31 protein-coding genes are annotated in these 15,425 nt (G+C 36.5%); all 31 read left to right on the forward strand.

Annotation, left to right across the window (positions count from 1 at the left end; translation table 11 throughout):
* Nucleotides 1-22 precede the first annotated feature (22 nt).
* The 31 genes from MHH42_RS31330 (at nt 23) to MHH42_RS31480 (ending at nt 15,411) form a co-directional block, all read left to right on the forward strand.
* Nucleotides 23-199, forward strand: coding sequence for a hypothetical protein (locus tag MHH42_RS31330; protein WP_016084975.1), 177 nt, complete (start codon nt 23-25; stop codon nt 197-199).
* 28 nt (nt 200-227) lie between these two features.
* A complete protein-coding gene (locus MHH42_RS31335; RefSeq protein ID WP_016084976.1) occupies nt 228-794 on the forward strand; it encodes a nucleoside 2-deoxyribosyltransferase in 567 nt (188 codons plus the stop codon).
* Between the two features lie 22 nt (nt 795-816).
* On the forward strand, nt 817-1,563 hold the full coding sequence (locus MHH42_RS31340) for a hypothetical protein (RefSeq protein ID WP_340895600.1): 747 nt from the start codon (nt 817-819) through the stop codon (nt 1,561-1,563).
* A gap of 103 nt (nt 1,564-1,666) precedes the next feature.
* On the forward strand, nt 1,667-2,035 hold the full coding sequence (locus MHH42_RS31345) for a hypothetical protein (protein ID WP_340895603.1): 369 nt from the start codon (nt 1,667-1,669) through the stop codon (nt 2,033-2,035).
* Nucleotides 2,036-2,058: 23 nt separating this feature from the next.
* Nucleotides 2,059-2,280 carry a hypothetical protein gene (locus MHH42_RS31350; protein ID WP_340895605.1) on the forward strand — a complete coding sequence of 74 codons (222 nt, stop codon included), beginning with the start codon at nt 2,059-2,061 and terminating at the stop codon, nt 2,278-2,280.
* Between the two features lie 34 nt (nt 2,281-2,314).
* Nucleotides 2,315-2,503, forward strand: coding sequence for a hypothetical protein (locus MHH42_RS31355; RefSeq protein WP_340895607.1), 189 nt, complete (start codon nt 2,315-2,317; stop codon nt 2,501-2,503).
* Nucleotides 2,504-2,541: 38 nt separating this feature from the next.
* Nucleotides 2,542-2,757 carry a hypothetical protein gene (locus tag MHH42_RS31360; protein ID WP_340895609.1) on the forward strand — a complete coding sequence of 72 codons (216 nt, stop codon included), beginning with the start codon at nt 2,542-2,544 and terminating at the stop codon, nt 2,755-2,757.
* A gap of 25 nt (nt 2,758-2,782) precedes the next feature.
* On the forward strand, nt 2,783-3,031 hold the full coding sequence (locus tag MHH42_RS31365) for a hypothetical protein (RefSeq protein ID WP_340895610.1): 249 nt from the start codon (nt 2,783-2,785) through the stop codon (nt 3,029-3,031).
* Between the two features lie 13 nt (nt 3,032-3,044).
* The gene (locus MHH42_RS31370) at nt 3,045-3,236 is read left to right on the forward strand and encodes a hypothetical protein (protein WP_340895611.1); all 192 of its coding nucleotides are present in this window, start codon (nt 3,045-3,047) and stop codon (nt 3,234-3,236) included.
* Between the two features lie 13 nt (nt 3,237-3,249).
* Nucleotides 3,250-3,384, forward strand: coding sequence for a hypothetical protein (locus tag MHH42_RS31375; protein ID WP_016084987.1), 135 nt, complete (start codon nt 3,250-3,252; stop codon nt 3,382-3,384).
* Between the two features lie 23 nt (nt 3,385-3,407).
* Nucleotides 3,408-3,548: a hypothetical protein gene (locus MHH42_RS31380; RefSeq protein WP_340895612.1), complete on the forward strand. Its 141-nt coding sequence runs from the start codon at nt 3,408-3,410 to the stop codon at nt 3,546-3,548.
* Nucleotides 3,539-3,847 (forward strand): hypothetical protein, encoded by a 309-nt coding sequence (locus MHH42_RS31385; RefSeq protein WP_340895614.1) that lies wholly within the window; start codon nt 3,539-3,541, stop codon nt 3,845-3,847. The genes MHH42_RS31380 and MHH42_RS31385 overlap by 10 nt, the downstream gene beginning before the upstream one ends.
* A 149-nt stretch (nt 3,848-3,996) precedes the next feature.
* Nucleotides 3,997-4,233 carry a hypothetical protein gene (locus tag MHH42_RS31390; protein ID WP_340895615.1) on the forward strand — a complete coding sequence of 79 codons (237 nt, stop codon included), beginning with the start codon at nt 3,997-3,999 and terminating at the stop codon, nt 4,231-4,233.
* A 45-nt stretch (nt 4,234-4,278) separates the two neighbouring features.
* On the forward strand, nt 4,279-6,525 hold the full coding sequence (locus MHH42_RS31395; protein WP_340895617.1) for an AAA family ATPase: 2,247 nt from the start codon (nt 4,279-4,281) through the stop codon (nt 6,523-6,525).
* 122 nt (nt 6,526-6,647) lie between these two features.
* Nucleotides 6,648-7,049 carry a class Ib ribonucleoside-diphosphate reductase assembly flavoprotein NrdI gene (gene nrdI / locus MHH42_RS31400; protein ID WP_016084990.1) on the forward strand — a complete coding sequence of 134 codons (402 nt, stop codon included), beginning with the start codon at nt 6,648-6,650 and terminating at the stop codon, nt 7,047-7,049.
* Nucleotides 7,028-9,139, forward strand: a complete 2,112-nt coding sequence (gene nrdE, locus MHH42_RS31405; protein ID WP_016084991.1) for a class 1b ribonucleoside-diphosphate reductase subunit alpha — start codon at nt 7,028-7,030, stop codon at nt 9,137-9,139. Before nrdI ends, nrdE begins: the two co-directional genes overlap by 22 nt.
* A gap of 63 nt (nt 9,140-9,202) precedes the next feature.
* On the forward strand, nt 9,203-10,174 hold the full coding sequence (gene nrdF, locus MHH42_RS31410; protein ID WP_340895619.1) for a class 1b ribonucleoside-diphosphate reductase subunit beta: 972 nt from the start codon (nt 9,203-9,205) through the stop codon (nt 10,172-10,174).
* A 17-nt stretch (nt 10,175-10,191) separates the two neighbouring features.
* Nucleotides 10,192-10,407 (forward strand): hypothetical protein, encoded by a 216-nt coding sequence (locus tag MHH42_RS31415; RefSeq protein ID WP_016084993.1) that lies wholly within the window; start codon nt 10,192-10,194, stop codon nt 10,405-10,407.
* Between the two features lie 73 nt (nt 10,408-10,480).
* Nucleotides 10,481-10,753, forward strand: coding sequence for a thioredoxin family protein (locus tag MHH42_RS31420; protein WP_340895622.1), 273 nt, complete (start codon nt 10,481-10,483; stop codon nt 10,751-10,753).
* Nucleotides 10,753-11,001: an Acb2/Tad1 domain-containing protein gene (locus MHH42_RS31425; protein ID WP_016084995.1), complete on the forward strand. Its 249-nt coding sequence runs from the start codon at nt 10,753-10,755 to the stop codon at nt 10,999-11,001. Before MHH42_RS31420 ends, MHH42_RS31425 begins: the two co-directional genes overlap by 1 nt.
* A gap of 60 nt (nt 11,002-11,061) precedes the next feature.
* Complete coding sequence (locus MHH42_RS31430) at nt 11,062-11,463, forward strand: hypothetical protein (protein ID WP_016084996.1); 402 nt, start codon at nt 11,062-11,064, stop codon at nt 11,461-11,463.
* Nucleotides 11,464-11,576: 113 nt separating this feature from the next.
* Nucleotides 11,577-12,650 carry a DHH family phosphoesterase gene (locus MHH42_RS31435; RefSeq protein ID WP_016084997.1) on the forward strand — a complete coding sequence of 358 codons (1,074 nt, stop codon included), beginning with the start codon at nt 11,577-11,579 and terminating at the stop codon, nt 12,648-12,650.
* Nucleotides 12,651-12,756: 106 nt separating this feature from the next.
* Nucleotides 12,757-12,930, forward strand: coding sequence for a hypothetical protein (locus MHH42_RS31440; protein WP_218923382.1), 174 nt, complete (start codon nt 12,757-12,759; stop codon nt 12,928-12,930).
* Between the two features lie 9 nt (nt 12,931-12,939).
* The gene (locus MHH42_RS31445; protein WP_016084999.1) at nt 12,940-13,218 is read left to right on the forward strand and encodes a hypothetical protein; all 279 of its coding nucleotides are present in this window, start codon (nt 12,940-12,942) and stop codon (nt 13,216-13,218) included.
* Nucleotides 13,218-13,535 carry a hypothetical protein gene (locus MHH42_RS31450; RefSeq protein WP_016085000.1) on the forward strand — a complete coding sequence of 106 codons (318 nt, stop codon included), beginning with the start codon at nt 13,218-13,220 and terminating at the stop codon, nt 13,533-13,535. The genes MHH42_RS31445 and MHH42_RS31450 overlap by 1 nt, the downstream gene beginning before the upstream one ends.
* Before the next feature lie 69 nt (nt 13,536-13,604).
* Nucleotides 13,605-13,862, forward strand: coding sequence for a hypothetical protein (locus MHH42_RS31455; protein ID WP_016085001.1), 258 nt, complete (start codon nt 13,605-13,607; stop codon nt 13,860-13,862).
* Between the two features lie 20 nt (nt 13,863-13,882).
* A complete protein-coding gene (locus MHH42_RS31460; RefSeq protein WP_016085002.1) occupies nt 13,883-14,248 on the forward strand; it encodes a BC1872 family protein in 366 nt (121 codons plus the stop codon).
* Nucleotides 14,241-14,549: a hypothetical protein gene (locus MHH42_RS31465; RefSeq protein ID WP_340895626.1), complete on the forward strand. Its 309-nt coding sequence runs from the start codon at nt 14,241-14,243 to the stop codon at nt 14,547-14,549. Before MHH42_RS31460 ends, MHH42_RS31465 begins: the two co-directional genes overlap by 8 nt.
* A gap of 42 nt (nt 14,550-14,591) precedes the next feature.
* Nucleotides 14,592-14,828 (forward strand): hypothetical protein, encoded by a 237-nt coding sequence (locus MHH42_RS31470; protein WP_340895627.1) that lies wholly within the window; start codon nt 14,592-14,594, stop codon nt 14,826-14,828.
* 17 nt (nt 14,829-14,845) lie between these two features.
* Entirely contained in the window at nt 14,846-14,998 is a 153-nt protein-coding gene (locus tag MHH42_RS31475) for a hypothetical protein (protein ID WP_016085005.1), read from the forward strand.
* 56 nt (nt 14,999-15,054) lie between these two features.
* Nucleotides 15,055-15,411: a hypothetical protein gene (locus MHH42_RS31480; protein WP_340895628.1), complete on the forward strand. Its 357-nt coding sequence runs from the start codon at nt 15,055-15,057 to the stop codon at nt 15,409-15,411.
* Nucleotides 15,412-15,425 lie beyond the last annotated feature (14 nt).

The raw sequence follows: 15,425 nt of genomic DNA on the forward strand, positions 1-15,425 counted from the left end.
GTATTGCAGAGGTGAATGAAGGATGAGTCCAACAGTATTAGTAATATTATCATTTGGAATTACATGCATTTCACCGTTCGTAGGAATAGCAATTGGAGCAATGTTGGATACCGATGGTATGGGAATGGCATTGCTCGCGTTCCTCACAACGATATTAGGATTCTTTATAACAATAGCAATGATAGCAGTTAACTACTAAAACACAAAACAAGAGGAGAATGACAATTATGAAAAAGGTTTATATCGCAGGAGACATGTTAACAAAGGGTTCACAGATGCTACGAGCGCAGGAACGTGAGCAAATCAAGGATATCGGATTACCATTCTACAATCCAATGGACAATAAAGAAATCAATGATAAAGCTAATCTAGATAACAACGAAGGTCTTGCTGAGAAGATTGTTCGCCAAGATACAGATGCAATCAAAGAGAGTGATGTAATTATCATTGAGCCACAACCATTTGCTATGGGTACGATGACTGAACTTGGTCAAATAAAAGGCATGAAAGATATGGCTAAAATGATTCTCGGATTAGCAGAAGAGGGTAACAATCCGTTAGTTATGTTAGGAGAAATCCTTCAACTAGCAGAGAAAGTTAACAACCAAAAGGTTCTACCGCACTACGAAGATATCCGTAGGTTCGCAGGAGTAACGGAATCTGGAGACCGAAGAAGCCTTGGGATTAATCAATATGTATATGGTGTCTGCTTAGATTTAACAGATGGCAAAGGATTCTATGAATGGGATGAAATCCTAGAAGAACTACAAAAAATCAAGAGTGAAGAAGTTTAATAGAAGAGGAGACTGAATAATTATGACAACTACAACTAAAAAAGCAACAGCTACTAAGAAAGGGACAGCAGTTCAGACGGATGCTAAGACTAAAAAGGATATTGTTAAAACGATTAATGAAGCGCCAGAGGGTATTACGCAGACTGCAACAAAGGTTGATTTAGGCGGTAAGATTACAACTGATGACCTAAAAGTCAAGGCAGGATTAGAAATTGGCGGAGGTAGTATTACAACTGGCACAATCAAAGCTAAAGACATTAAGATTCGTGGATTTGAAGTGGCAAAAGGATTCGAAGACAAAGGTATTAATCTACCAGAACGCCAAACAGCTAATTCAGCAGGGTATGATTTTGAAGCATCTGAAGATGTTGTAATTGAGCCTCTATGGAAAAACCTGTGGAATCTATTCCGTAAGTATACGTATGGTCAAGATACAAATGAAAAGATTTTAAAGCCAACTCTTGTCCCAACTGGAGTCAAATCATACATGCTAGATAACGAAGCATTAGACCTGTATAATCGCTCAAGCAACCCATTAAAACGATTCTTATTATTGGGGAATGGCGTAGGGCTAATCGATTCGGATTATTACAACAATCCAGATAATGATGGGCATATTATGTTCCAATTCATTAACTTTGGATTCTTCCCTCAAACGATTAAGAAGGGCGAACGAATTGGGCAGGGCGTATTTCGTCAATTCCTTAAAGCTGATGGAGACAATGCGACTGGCGCGCGCGCAGGCGGTCATGGTTCTACTAAGAAGTAATTGAAAGAAAAGGGAGATTTTTTCTCCCTAAATCTTTCTTTTTTTATTGACCATTAGTGTGATGGTGTGTTACTATATAATTGTTAGAGGAGATGATTAGTAAATGAATAAGAAGAGAAGAATCCAAATGGGAGCATATATCGCAGTGCTTGGTGTATGCTGTGCAGGTCTTGTATGGGGATATAATTACAAGCTGAACGAAGCTAAAGCGGAAAGAGAAAGAATAAGAGCGATATCCGAATCAGTGAAAGAAATGGAAGAGAAAACTCTAGATGATAGAATAGAATATGAAATTTACAAAGTAGAAGGCAACACATACTTTGGGGTAAGTGACGAACTTGATAGACGTGGTATACATAAAGGGATAGAGTTCGGAAGGCAATTAGTAGTGAAAGAAGTGAATGTTGGAGACAAAGTTGTTGGGTATTGGCGAGGAAACAAGTTAAAAGGCGTTATTCTTAAAGAAGTCTAAATGTAAGAAGGAGTGTAAGTACTATGAACGAATTAAAGAAACTCGCAAAAGAATTGGTTTGGATGCAAGACGAATTAGAAAAAGATAGCCTTCGTGAATGGGAAAGAGATGAAGTGAAAAAGCAAGCTGACGATATCAGAATGAGGGTTATTAATGAAGGTCATAGCGTTGACTTATTCGTTCAGTATATGGAAGAGTACAGAAATGTTTCTGTTGTTGATTATAAAGACTGGATTAATAGCTAGTATTATTTATTCTAAAGAAAAGGAGAGTTAAAAAATGCATCGTAAATCATTTACTGACAGAGCTGGAAAGAAAGGTAAGATAGGGAGTATAGTACGTAGCAGTCCATACAAGGAAGATAAAACAGTAAAGGAGATAATTAGCAAAGGAGCAGGTGGAACAAGAGTCTATTTTGAAGAAGGTGGATACGATAAAGCGTCTTATTGCGAAGTTGTAAAGTATTAATAAAAGCGCTGTTTTATTAATAAGGAGGGCGAGCTAATATGGGAGCTTTAGAGATTACTATGACAATTAAATGCGGGGAATGTATTACGCATAGCGACTATTCATTAAAGCGTGACGATATGGACAATGTATTACAATTATCTGATTCAATTAATGAACATCATATGGGGCGTTTTGAAGCTAAGCAAACATATCCAGATGCAATTCATATTACATGTACGCAATGTGGTCATGAGGATGAATTGTATATTTAATTACAGAAGCAGGAGGATGAGTTAAATGGGAATGCGTAAATGCGATTCTTGTAGCGGTTGGTACAATCAACAGGATAAGGAGAAACACTGTTGGTCATGCCAAGAACAGGGGAAGGATAGACCAGAAACAGTACATTTAGTTTATGAAGAAGAAAATGTTGGACATGCAAAAGTAGTATTTGTTAGAAGGAATGAAGTTGACGCAAAGGCTGATGTTGATTTTCGCGTAAAACAAAATATTAAATCTTGGTATGAAACACATTTCTTGCGATAGGAGGAGGGGTTATATGCCAGTACCATTTAGTAATATGGAAGACATTATATACTGTCATAATGAAGAGTTAGCAAATGAAATATTCGAGTTTCTCAGACAAAGGGGTTATCCAGTTGGTCTATCTGTCTCTATGATAAATACAGGTACGCATGGAGAACAAGTCGTGAAACGATTAGATGTATATAAGAAGAAAGATAGTGAGTAAGGAGGAGAATGTCGTGGAAGAGCCAAAGCAAGAGAAGTTCTGGTGGGAAGAGCTGTACAATGCGGACGAAAACTGTGAACATGATATACAGCCTGCAAGTGGCGGTGGAGTAAAGTGTACAAAGTGTAGTGGTTGGTTCTGTTTTTAACATTTGACTAGGGGGATTTTCATATGGATGATAAAATGAAGAAGACAATCATAACAAAGCTTAGAAATGGCAAGCAGTTAGTCCCAGTCGAAAGAACCGCGCTTATTGATTTGTTGAAGGGCAAAACTAAACCAGAGAAAGAGGTTGTTAGAAAATGGAGCTAAAAATCAATCCATTAATCAAGGAATATATTGAATCAATGAATTTTGAGCAAGTAGAAGGTTCTTCGTTAACAGTTAAACAACTTGAGAATCTAGAGTCTAAAAGAGGGTTTGTATGCTCAACAGGTTCAGTAACAGACTTATGGATTCACCGTCAATTAGCAGTGATAGATGTCTTGGGGATTCCAACAGTAATGGAAAGTGCAAGAGGAGAGTATGTGATTATGGATTCATTTGGTCTTACACTATGGGTAGACAGAGCAGAGGGAACTCTAGAATATATCCAAGGATTTATGGGATAGGAGAGATGGTTAACGCTGTCTCTCTATAAACTAATTTTTAAATTACCTTAAGCAAAATTATTACTTGACGCGAATGAAAACAGATGATAATATTAAGAAGTCGTAAAGATAAAGATTTGCAACACATACACAATGGGGGAATATACATAATGAAAACATTTGAAATAAACAAAGCAGAAGCAATCATAATTACACAATCATTATTAAATACATTGAAACAAGTTGCACCACATAAAATCAAAGATTACATTAATGGAGAACAATTTCAAGAGTTCCAAGATGCGATGATTGAGCAGAAATTACAGCTCGGAAACGAAGAGGAGCAAGACGTAGTAATGAAGCGATTATTTAATAACATGTTTGATGCTATCGGTATTGCCAGATAGTTTTTCAACCACACTTAAACAAAAGTATTGCATAGGAGGAAATTTATGACAACAATTAAAGGTATTGCTACATTCAAGAGAGCTATATTCTCAAAAGGCGACTTCGTTATCGGAGCATTTGAGCCAGTGTCAATTGAAGAAGGCGAAGTAGAAGTTAACGAGTCGTTTGGCACTTTCTCGATGAAAGGTGAGATGCCTGCCATGCAGAAAGAAGCTCAATATCACTTTATAGCCGAAGAAGGTCAGAGACATCCTCAGTATGGGATTTCTTACGACTGTTGCTTTATTAGACAGGATATTAACCTTGAAAGTGGAGATAGCAAAGATATTAGAAGCTTTCTAGAGGTAATCTTAACGAAGAGACAAGTAGATTCGCTGTATGAGGTATTTGAGAATCCGTTAGAGGTAATTAAGGAGAATAATCCAGAGAAGCTCACACAAGCAAGCGGAATAGGTTTAAAGACAGCCAATCGCATTCTAAAGCATTACGACTCTCAAAAGGATTATACAGTTGCGTATGTGGAACTTGGTAAATTTGGAATCACGCCAAACACTATTCGCAAAATCGTTGGCTTCTATGGCAGTCCAGAATTAGCAGTTCAGAAGATTAATAACAATCCATATGAGCTTATGAAGATTGACGGCTACGGATTTAAGACATGCGATGAGATATTCTTTAAAATGGGCGGAGACCCTAATGATAAGATTCGCATTAAGTCATTCCTACTATTTGCATTACAAGAGGAAGCAGGAAGAGGGCATACATGGTCAGCTCCTTCAGACCTAATTCATACAGCGTTAGAGTTTATCCCAACTGCAGACCAATCATTAATAGGTCGAATCTTAATTGATAATGAAGATGATGAATTCTATCTAACACCAGATAAAAAACGTATCTCATTAAAGCCATTCCAAATGTTAGAAGAGCTTGTAGCAGGGCAGTTATATCGCGTTCTTACAGCTAATAACACATTCGAATACGATGGATGGGAAGATGAAGTTGCCAAAGCCGAAGAAGAGCAAGGTTGGAGTTTCACAGACCAACAGAAGGAAGCGATGCAGATGATGCTAGAGAATAACGTTTCTATCTTGCAAGGTTATGGTGGCACTGGTAAAACGACAAGCTTAAAAGCTGTTGCAGATATCTTAGAAATGGTTGGATACATTTATGCACAATGCGCTTTAAGTGGTAAGGCATCAAATAACTTGGCTCTGGTAACAGGTCGAGAAAGTAGTACGATTCATAGATTGCTAGGCTTTGATGTTGGTAGCGGTGGATTCCACTACAATCACAAAAATCCGTTACCATATGACATTGTTATTGTCGATGAGGTGTCTATGGTGGATGCTCGACTATTTGGTCATTTATTACTAGCAATTCGCTCTGGTGCAAAACTAATCATGCTAGGGGATAGTCAACAGTTAGAGTCTATTGGTATTCCAGTTATGATGCCGATGCTAGACAGTCATATGATTCCTACAATGACATTGACTCAAATTCATAGACAAGCACAAAAATCTGCTGTCGTAACGGATTCTATTGCGATTCGACAAGGTAAGCAGGTGGTGAAAGAGTCTATAGGGCGCGTAGTCCATGGAGAACTGCAGGATTTAGAATATGAGCTAGTAGAATCAGACGATGATATCTTCCTTAATGTTGTAAGAGAGTTTCATAAACATATTCAAGTAGAAGATATTAAGGACGTTCAAATCCTTTCTCAGACTCGTAATAAAGGCAAAAATTCATGCCTAGCAATCAATAAAGCATGTCAGAAGATTTATAATCCAGAGTCGGAAGATAAGGATGAAATTCAAGTTGGTAAGGAAGATACTGGATACGTATTACGACAGGGTGATAAGGTTATCAATATCAGAAACAACTATCAAGCTGTTGATGAGCATGATATGAGTTGCCCTGTATTCAATGGTAATATTGGTATTCTAGAAGGTTTCTATACGGATGATGATGGAGATAACTATATGCTTATCGACTTCGAGGGTATTGGACGATTAAAGATTTACGAAGATAAGTACAGCACAATCGAATTAGCGTATTGTATCACCGTACATAAGAGCCAAGGTTCTGCTTCTAAGATTATTATCGTAGCATTTCCATATCATTTCTTATTAAATAGTCGCCAATTAATTTATACAGCAATTACTCGTACACGAAAACACTGTGTAGTTATTGCTACTAAAAAGACTCTTGTGAAAGCAATTCAGAAAGATGATGTGTCAAATAAGCGCACATACCTTGCCGAATACCTTCATAAGCTTGACAATTCTAATTAAACAAAAATATTGCATAAAAATGTTTACAAGATGTATGTATGGATGGTATAATTGATTTTGTAGTGATGCGTAGGTATCTATTTCAATTATACCATTAAACAAAAGTATTGCAGAGGTGTAAAATGATAACAATAGCTTATGCGTCATTAACAAACAACGTAAAGAGTTTCGTAGAAAGACTGAAGGAAGAGCTACCAGAAGCAAAGGTAGTTAAGATTGACAAGGAAACAGTTATCAATGAGAAGTTTGTTCTTATTACATATACAACTGGATTTGGTCAAGTTCCTAAGGAAGTAGTATCTATGCTCAAAAAGAATAGAGAGAACATCGTTGCTGTAGCAGGTAGTGGTAATCGGAACTGGGGTTCAGACAACTTCTGCAGAGCAACTGATATTATATCACAGCAGTACAACGTTCCATTGCTTCATAAGTTTGAAGTAAGAGGACTTAAGAGCGATGTGGATATTGTAGCAACAAAGATTAAGAAAGGAATGAAGCAGTATTGGCAAAATATATCGAATTAAATAATGAGGTCAAAATTCCAGATGAAAATGGTAGACTTCAGTATCACAAAGACAAAGAGGCGGTTCACTCATACTTCCTAGACCATGTAAATGAAAAGATGCGTTACTTCCACGACAGAGAAGAACAGCTTGATTACATGTTCAAAAATGACTACTATGACAAGGCTATTTTCGACCAGTATTCATCAGCAGAGGTTAATGAAATCTTCAACATGATTTATGGAGAAAAATTCCGATTCCAGTCATTCATGAGTGCGTATAAATTCTACAACAACTACGCTTTAAAAGATAACAAAGGCATTAAGTATCTAGAACGATATGAAGACCGATTAGCTGTAGTAGCATTATTCTTGGCTCAAGGTGACTTTGAAAAGGCACAAGAGTTTGCTGAGGTACTTGTCAAACAGGGTTATCAACCTGCTACACCAACATTCTTAAATGCAGGACGCTCAAGAGCAGGGGAATTAGTATCATGTTTCCTAATCGAAGTTCCAGACAGTACAGAAGGTATTATGTATGCATCTGAAGCATCTGCTCAACTTAGTCGTATGGGTGGAGGAGTTGCACTTAACTTATCTAAACTGCGCGGTGCAGGAGACGCAATCAAGGACATCGAGGATGTATCAACTTCAATCGTAGGTATTGCTAAGATTCTAGAAGGTATATTTAACAAGTTTAATCAGCTTGGACAGCGACAAGGTAGCGGTGCTGTATATTTAAATGTATTCCATAGTGATGTCATGGACTTGCTAGATACAAAGAAAATCAATGTTGATGACAATATTCGTCTTAAAACATTGTCTGTAGGATTAATCATGCCAGATAAGTTCTATGAGTTAGCAGAGAAGAACGAGCCATTCTTCACATTTTACCCTTACAGCGTATTTAAGGAGTATGGCGTACACTTAGACGACATGGATATGAGTGTTATGTACGATGAGTTATTAAACAACCCTAACGTTCGTAAGAAGCAAATGATGAATCCTCGTAAGTTCTTAACAGAGATTGCTAAGACTCAAATTGAAAGTGGATATCCATATCTTATGAACCGAGACAACGTTAAGAAAGCTCACTTGCTAAATGATATTGGTGAAGTTAAAATGTCGAATTTGTGCGTGGAAATCCTTCAGCTTCAGCTTCCAAGTGACATTCAGAGCTATAAAGGTGTAGATACTTTTGGTAGAGATATCTCTTGTAACTTAGGCTCATTAAACATTGTAAGTGTTATGGAATCTGGTATCTTTGCAAAAACTGTAAGAGCATCAATGGACATGCTTAATGCAGTGGCAGACATGACTTCAATTAGCGAAGTTCCTACGGTTAAATTGGCTAATGACGACTTCCATTCTGTTGGATTAGGTGCAATGAATCTGCATGGCTACCTTGCTAAAAACTCTATCTCATATGAATCTGAAGAGGCAAAGGACTTTGCAAATACATTCTTTATGATGGTTCGATTCTATGCTTTACAGCGCTCTATGGAGATTGCTAGAGAGAAAGGAACTGAAAAGAAGAGTAAGCCATTCAAGGGATTCGAAAAGTCGGATTATGCAAAAGGTACTGCATTAACAAAGTATATCGAGAATAGTTATGCTCCTAAAACAGCAAAAGTAGCTCAGTTATTCGAAGGAATCTATATTCCAAATCAAACTGACTGGAGCAACCTAAATCATGAAATTATGACTCATGGTATTTATAATGCTTATATTATGGCAATCGCTCCAACTGGCTCAATCTCATACGTACATAACGCTACTCCATCTGTTATGCCGATTGTAGAGAAGATTGAGACAAGAACATATGGAGATTCAACAACGCATTATCCGATGCCATATCTATCTCCTAAGACATTCTGGTTCTATAAATCAGCTTATGACATGGACATGTTCAAAGTAATCGACCTTATTGCAACGATTCAAGAACACGTTGACCAAGGTATTTCATTTACATTGTTCGTAGATGGAGATGAGATTACTACTGGTAAACTCGCTAGAAATTACATTTACGCTCACAAAAAAGGTATTAAAACACTGTACTACACTCGTACTAAGAAGTCTTCAAATGAAGAATGCTTATCTTGCGTAGTCTGATAAAAGAGGGGGTTACTTTTAACCCTCTTAAACAAAAGTATTGCAGAGGGGTAATTAATAAACATGACAAAACGAATTCATAAGGCAGTAAATTGGAATAAGAAAACAGATGACTTTACATTGATGTTCTGGAAGCAGAATATTGCTCAAATGTGGACGGACGAAGAGTTCTCTCCTGCAAAGGATGAATCAGATTGGGCGAAGCTGTCTCCACAGCAACAAGATGTTTATAAGAAAGTATTGGCAGGATTGACTCTATTAGATACGAAGCAATCTGAAGTTGGTATGCCATGTATTAAGCGACATATTGAAGACTCGCAACGTAAAGGCGTTTTATCATTCATGGAGTTTATGGAAGCAATGCATGCAAAATCATATTCTACTATCTTCACAACATTGCTACCAGACCACGAGATTTCTGATATCTTAGAAGAGTTTGTAGAGAGCAATCAATATCTACAATACAAAGCAGAGCATATCTCCCATTACTATGAAAATATTACATCTAAAAAGTCTTTATATCTAGCTATGGTGGCATCAGTCTTCCTAGAAAGCTTCTTATTCTATAGTGGGTTCTTCTATCCATTGTATCTAGCAGGACAGGGACGTATGGTAGCTTCTGGAGAGATTATCAATCTTATTTTACGTGATGAGTCAATTCATGGGGTTTATATTTCAATGTTAGCGCAGGAGTTATATCAAGAATTAACTCCGCAAGAGCAAGAGGAAGTAGATTATGAGACTAAAGCGTTGCTTGAGGAGTTAATGGAGAACGAATTGAAGTATACGGAAGAGATTTATGCACCAATTAACCTTGACCATGATGTAAAGAACTTCCTTTACTATAATGCAAACAAAGCAATGATGAATTTAGGTAAAGAGCCTCATTATGAGGAGAAGAAAATCAATCCAATCGTAATGAATGGCTTAAGCACAGAAGGTAAGAACCACGACTTCTTCTCTGTAAAAGGTAACAGCTATGTTAAGGCTGTACACGAAGATTTAACAGACGCAGATTTCGTATTCACTATCTAGAGGCATGGAGGTATGAAATGAATAAACAATTATTAATTCAGATAAGAAATGAATTCTTTAAAGAAATGGGAAGTAGTCGTTTGAAGAGGGTGTTATTCTGCACCTTCTTCATCGCTAACATATGGTGCTTCGCTGATTTATTAAGTGGCAGTTTAAGCATCAATTTATGGCACGATTTAATATGCCTCGTACTTGGAATAGTATCTGAAAGACTGATTCCTTGGGGTAAATAACACACGCTTTAATATGTAATTTTTACATAACTAGCAAATAAACTAAAACAATCGAAAAGGGGATTATCCAACTATGAAATTAATCAAATTTGAACAAGACAACTGTACACCATGCAAAATGTTAGCAAAGGCTCTTAAAGAAGATTTTGGCAAAGTAATCGAAGTAGATGAAGTACATAACCTTACTACAGGTAATGATGAAACATTTATGTTAGCAGGAGAGTTTTGCATTGAGAAAACACCTGTATTGCTATTACTCGATGATAATGGCAGAGAAATTGACCGTCATAAAGGTGTAGGCATTACTGGAGTATCACGCGTATTATCTAAGCGAGGATTAATCTAATGAGAGAGCATATTAATATCAAATTCCAAACAGGAACAGTCCAAGAGCATGGAGTAAATGGCGCACAAATTGAAGATGTAATTGATGTATTAGTAGAACGATTAGAAGGATTCCAGAAGGGTGGATATCCTTGCAGAGAGAATGCATTAGCTATCACTAAGCTAGAAGAGGCTAGAATGTGGCTAAATGAGCGCACACGTAAGCGTCAAGAGCAAGGTGTAGAAGGTAAGTATACTAATCACAAGTAAATAGTAGGGAGATTAATTTCTCCCTATTTTTTATACCCAAAAAGAAGAGGAGAAACCGACATGAAAAAAGGATTAGAACTATTTGAAGAGGTATTTGGAGAAGACGTTACAATCGAAGAGGTTCGAGGCGAAGAGATTGAAGGTGCTGAAATATCATATGAGAATGAAGACCATAATGGATGGTGGATTTATCAAGATGTAATCGTAGACTATAAAGGTAAGAAATATTCATTCAGATATAGAGAGCATGCATCAGATAACTGCTGTGACAACGATTGCTATATTGATACATTTGTAGAAGTCGAGAAATCTTTTAAGCTAGAATTGAGCCAAGATGAATACGATTTAATTCGCGAGATGTGTGAAGGAGCATATTATTCAGCAAAAGACGATGGCAATGCAGAGAAGATGGGTAAGGTAAATAAGCTAGAGAATAGACTAATTGAGCTATATTTAAATTAAAACAAAAGATTTGCAAAAAGTATTGACCTATCTCACTAACATGTGTATAATCAAGTTATAAGTTAATTAAACAAAAGTATTGCAAAAAAGAGGAACTTACAGGAGGAAATATAATGTCTAAAACAGTAGATACATTAAAGGATTCGGAATCATTAGAAATGATGATGGCAAAGGAGTTAGCACAAGAGAAGGTCAAAGTGTTCTCTCATAATGATTTAGATGGAGTAGGTTGCGGTATTGTAGCTTTGATGGCACATCCAACAGCAGATGTTGAATATTGTGCCTACCACGATATTAATGACAAGGTTAAAGCGTTTATTATGACTAAGGGTTATGAGATGTATGACCGAATTTATATCACAGATATCTCAGTAAACGAAGAGGTTGCAGAGTTAATTGAAGAGCATTGCCCTACCAAAGTTAGACTTCTAGACCATCATGGTACTGCTACATGGTTAGATGACAAGTATTTCTGGGCTTTAGTTGAAGAGAAGCGAGAGGATGGCAGTATTAATAGCGGTACAAACTTACTGTTTGAAGAGCTTCAATTACAAGGATACTTCAAGGGTGAACGATATCAAGATGCATTAACTATCTTCGTAGAAATGGTTAGGCGCTATGATTCATGGGAATGGAAGAACATCTATGATGACCAGAACCCAATGCAGTTAAACAATCTATTCTTCTTAGTTGGTATTAATAAGTTTGTAAAACGATACGTTGACCGATTCAATACACTTGAATTATTCACTGTTAGAGAAGGTTACTGGATGGAGATGTTTGACGAGACAGATGTTGCTGTATTAACAATCGATAACAAGAAGAAGGAAGCCTACATTAAGCGCAAAGAGAAGCAAATGATTAAGGCTAATCTGATTGGATACGATGTTGGCGTAGTATTTGCAGAGCAATATATTAGTGAGTTAGGCAACGAATTATCTGAGAGAAACCAAGACTTAGAGTTTATTGTTATTATAGATATGGGAGCTAAGAAGGTGTCTTATCGCACAATTCATGCTCATATTAATCTAGGTAAAGACGTAGCAGGATTCTTTGGTGGCGGAGGTCATCCTAAAGCATCTGGTAGCATGTTTAACGAACGAGTATTAACATGGGCATACAAAGTTATATTCGGTTTAGGCTTTATCGGAAAATTCAAAAATATTGTTGACAGATTTAAAAAGTAGTAGTAAAATAGAAGGTGAGGTTAATAGGTTAGCCTTTTAGCTTCACCTTAAGCAAAAGATTTGCAAGAGGAGGTGGGAAAAACAATAAAAGAAGAGGAGATTCATTATGAAAGAAATGATTAAACAATGGGGGACAAGTGAGATTGTAGAGTTCCTAAATTCATATAATAGAGTTTTAGAAGTACATAAAGAGGTATCAGAGCCTTGGAAGGTATGGTACACAGTAGCAAAGCAAGAACTTGATAACAGAAATCCATTAATAGCTATGCTATATAAGTAGGAGGACGTTATGAAACTAGAAATCTTAAATAATATGCTACATCAAAATTTAACATTAAATACAGGCGACTTAATAATCGCTGAAAGACGCAATAAATACAGACACTATCAAATCATACAGGATGGAGAAAGTGGTGGGTATAAACTGCTTCACCTTGAGAGTATGACGGTGTTAGCAACGTTTAATTCACACGAACCTAGTGATGCAGTAAAGTTTGTAAAAGAAGGACTTGCAATGAATATAGTGTCGGTTATTCGCTCAAAGAATATTAAGATGGGGTTGGTATAGTGGGTAATCATAATGATATTATCGTAAACAAACCAAAATTAGATACGCATCAAATTCAGTCATTTGACGGAAGGGGCGTATGCGAATACGTTGCTCATAAGTTACGATGCGAGGCAGATGTTGTTGAAGATGTAATCATAGAGCATATGATGGTAGATAAGGAATATGGACTTGATGGCATGCTAGTAGAGTTGATAATCGAAGAAGAAGAATACTGTAACGATGAAGGCACTTATCATGCTATCAAAAGAGTTATTGCAGAAGACTTTGGTGGTCACATCAATATCAATTTCTTAAACAGTACAGCTTATATGTAGAAACATCTATAATTTCATTTACCGTAAGGTTAATAATAGAAAAACAGTAAATAAATAGGGGGATTAGCGATGGTGAAGGTTACGAGACAGATGTGTATGAAAAGTATGCGCCTTGATAGAAACGGTACTTTTATTGAAGGGAAGAAGTATTGGTGTAGACATTCAAGATTTGGAACTTCAATTTTGATGCTAAGTGAAGAGAAACAATGGATTAGAGTAATGGATTCCAAGATGACAACAGGCATTCAGCCCATATCTTACTTCACATCTACCGATACATTCTTTGTAAAAGACAAGAAAGAACTAAACGAATTAATTCAAAACTAATATAGCAGGAGGCATTTATTATGTATACGAATATTGACAAGGTGATTGCAGAACGCGTTATGGGATGGAATCACAATGGTGAGTATCATACTTACTATGTTGCAGGTAGTAATTTAGAATTTTCGCCATCAACTGATATGAACCATACTCTATTGGTAATGGAGAAGTTAAAGGAGCTTGGATTCAGCACATTACTTCGAGATTGCTCAAATGAAGATTGTGGGATAGTGAAAAGTAAAGAAGCTACTCGTGATGATTATTACTGTAGTATTAGCACTGGTAGTATATATAGTGAGAAATTTAGATTCAAGAGCATTGCTAAAACGCCTCAGATGGCTGTTTGCTTATCTGCATTAAAGGCAGTGGGAGTGATTGATAATGACTGAAAGAGTTGTAGTTGTTGTGTTTGTAGAAAACAGCAAGCAAATGGAAAGTTATTTTAAACTATTCAAGCTTATGGTAAAAGATAATATACAAAAAGCATATCTAAGTAAAAACACAGCGTTTATTGAAAGTGATATATTCCACATTGGGTTTCATATATTAGGTATTCATTCTCGTGGAATTAGAGCGCATTACGTTATTAACTTGGTTCAAAACAAGGATATGCATCATCAAATTGCGCTACCATCAACTGTTATCCACTATTACCTAAAAGATGACCCTAAGTGGGCAGAGTTATTCTAGTTAATAAAATCCATATTTTAATAATTATTAGGAGGGAATGCAGTGAGACCAATTATTGAAGAGTTGAGAGTAAATAGAATCACTAGAATGTTAGATGAAAAAGCAAAAAGTCTAGGTGTTGAATTCAGGGTTAAGTACAATCTCCCAGATGATGAAGCGCGTATCAGAATCAAAATGTGCGATAACGCATCACCATTCGCGAACTTTGCAAGTAATGAGATACTTGATAATGAACTTGCTAGAAGTGTTAGATTCACCTACCCAAAACATCGATTATAAAATTGAAGGAAAACAATATGACAGTTGAAGAGCTTATTGAGGAACTAAAGCAGTTAAATCCTAAGGAAACGCCTTTCTGGGTTGATGAGTACGGAAACAAACGTATTATCAGCTCTGTATATGAAATTGATGGCGAGACAATGTTTGACTTAGATTACGAAGAAGAATAAATCAAATTCCGTTAAACAAAAGTATTGCAAAAATAAACGAAAGAGGTATAATAACTATGACAACAAAAGCTGAACTTAAAAGAGAGCAAATTTTAAAACGATTACGTAACCGAGGAGAGGGTGGAGCTACTAATGCAGAGCTTTCACATATCTCATTACGATATGGAGCGCATCTTGGCACGTTATATCAATTAGGATACAAAATCGAGAAGGAATCTCTTGGAGAAGGTTTGTACCGCTACATCTTAAAAGAAGAGCCAGAAGAAGGATTTGCTAAGATGCCAAAAGCATTAGAAGCTCTAAAGCAAAAGTTATTAAATAACGGATATCCGTTCCTAGCTAAGAATATCGAGCTTATGCTAGATGATGCAGGAATTGCAGTAAAATACAAACCAAACACTTATAACAACTAATCTGGAGGATGATA

It is taken from the genome of Bacillus sp. FSL L8-0099 (assembly GCF_038006385.1).
Taxonomy (GTDB): Bacteria; Bacillota; Bacilli; order Bacillales; family Bacillaceae_G; genus Bacillus_A; species Bacillus_A toyonensis.

Coding starts and splice junctions, on each gene's coding strand:
- MHH42_RS31355 (WP_340895607.1), top strand. CDS start 2,315: ATGCATCGTAAATCATTTACTGACAGAGCTGGAAAGAAAGGTAAGATA.
- MHH42_RS31390 (WP_340895615.1), top strand. CDS start 3,997: ATGAAAACATTTGAAATAAACAAAGCAGAAGCAATCATAATTACACAA.
- MHH42_RS31340 (WP_340895600.1), top strand. CDS start 817: ATGACAACTACAACTAAAAAAGCAACAGCTACTAAGAAAGGGACAGCA.
- MHH42_RS31445 (WP_016084999.1), top strand. CDS start 12,940: ATGAAACTAGAAATCTTAAATAATATGCTACATCAAAATTTAACATTA.
- MHH42_RS31350 (WP_340895605.1), top strand. CDS start 2,059: ATGAACGAATTAAAGAAACTCGCAAAAGAATTGGTTTGGATGCAAGAC.
- MHH42_RS31370 (WP_340895611.1), top strand. CDS start 3,045: ATGCCAGTACCATTTAGTAATATGGAAGACATTATATACTGTCATAAT.
- MHH42_RS31385 (WP_340895614.1), top strand. CDS start 3,539: ATGGAGCTAAAAATCAATCCATTAATCAAGGAATATATTGAATCAATG.
- MHH42_RS31395 (WP_340895617.1), top strand. CDS start 4,279: ATGACAACAATTAAAGGTATTGCTACATTCAAGAGAGCTATATTCTCA.
- MHH42_RS31420 (WP_340895622.1), top strand. CDS start 10,481: ATGAAATTAATCAAATTTGAACAAGACAACTGTACACCATGCAAAATG.
- MHH42_RS31480 (WP_340895628.1), top strand. CDS start 15,055: ATGACAACAAAAGCTGAACTTAAAAGAGAGCAAATTTTAAAACGATTA.
- MHH42_RS31360 (WP_340895609.1), top strand. CDS start 2,542: ATGGGAGCTTTAGAGATTACTATGACAATTAAATGCGGGGAATGTATT.
- MHH42_RS31345 (WP_340895603.1), top strand. CDS start 1,667: ATGAATAAGAAGAGAAGAATCCAAATGGGAGCATATATCGCAGTGCTT.
- nrdI (WP_016084990.1), top strand. CDS start 6,648: ATGATAACAATAGCTTATGCGTCATTAACAAACAACGTAAAGAGTTTC.
- MHH42_RS31415 (WP_016084993.1), top strand. CDS start 10,192: ATGAATAAACAATTATTAATTCAGATAAGAAATGAATTCTTTAAAGAA.
- MHH42_RS31465 (WP_340895626.1), top strand. CDS start 14,241: ATGACTGAAAGAGTTGTAGTTGTTGTGTTTGTAGAAAACAGCAAGCAA.
- MHH42_RS31425 (WP_016084995.1), top strand. CDS start 10,753: ATGAGAGAGCATATTAATATCAAATTCCAAACAGGAACAGTCCAAGAG.
- MHH42_RS31380 (WP_340895612.1), top strand. CDS start 3,408: ATGGATGATAAAATGAAGAAGACAATCATAACAAAGCTTAGAAATGGC.
- MHH42_RS31430 (WP_016084996.1), top strand. CDS start 11,062: ATGAAAAAAGGATTAGAACTATTTGAAGAGGTATTTGGAGAAGACGTT.
- MHH42_RS31435 (WP_016084997.1), top strand. CDS start 11,577: ATGTCTAAAACAGTAGATACATTAAAGGATTCGGAATCATTAGAAATG.
- MHH42_RS31330 (WP_016084975.1), top strand. CDS start 23: ATGAGTCCAACAGTATTAGTAATATTATCATTTGGAATTACATGCATT.
- MHH42_RS31455 (WP_016085001.1), top strand. CDS start 13,605: ATGGTGAAGGTTACGAGACAGATGTGTATGAAAAGTATGCGCCTTGAT.
- MHH42_RS31365 (WP_340895610.1), top strand. CDS start 2,783: ATGGGAATGCGTAAATGCGATTCTTGTAGCGGTTGGTACAATCAACAG.
- MHH42_RS31440 (WP_218923382.1), top strand. CDS start 12,757: ATGAAAGAAATGATTAAACAATGGGGGACAAGTGAGATTGTAGAGTTC.
- MHH42_RS31475 (WP_016085005.1), top strand. CDS start 14,846: ATGACAGTTGAAGAGCTTATTGAGGAACTAAAGCAGTTAAATCCTAAG.
- MHH42_RS31460 (WP_016085002.1), top strand. CDS start 13,883: ATGTATACGAATATTGACAAGGTGATTGCAGAACGCGTTATGGGATGG.
- nrdF (WP_340895619.1), top strand. CDS start 9,203: ATGACAAAACGAATTCATAAGGCAGTAAATTGGAATAAGAAAACAGAT.
- MHH42_RS31335 (WP_016084976.1), top strand. CDS start 228: ATGAAAAAGGTTTATATCGCAGGAGACATGTTAACAAAGGGTTCACAG.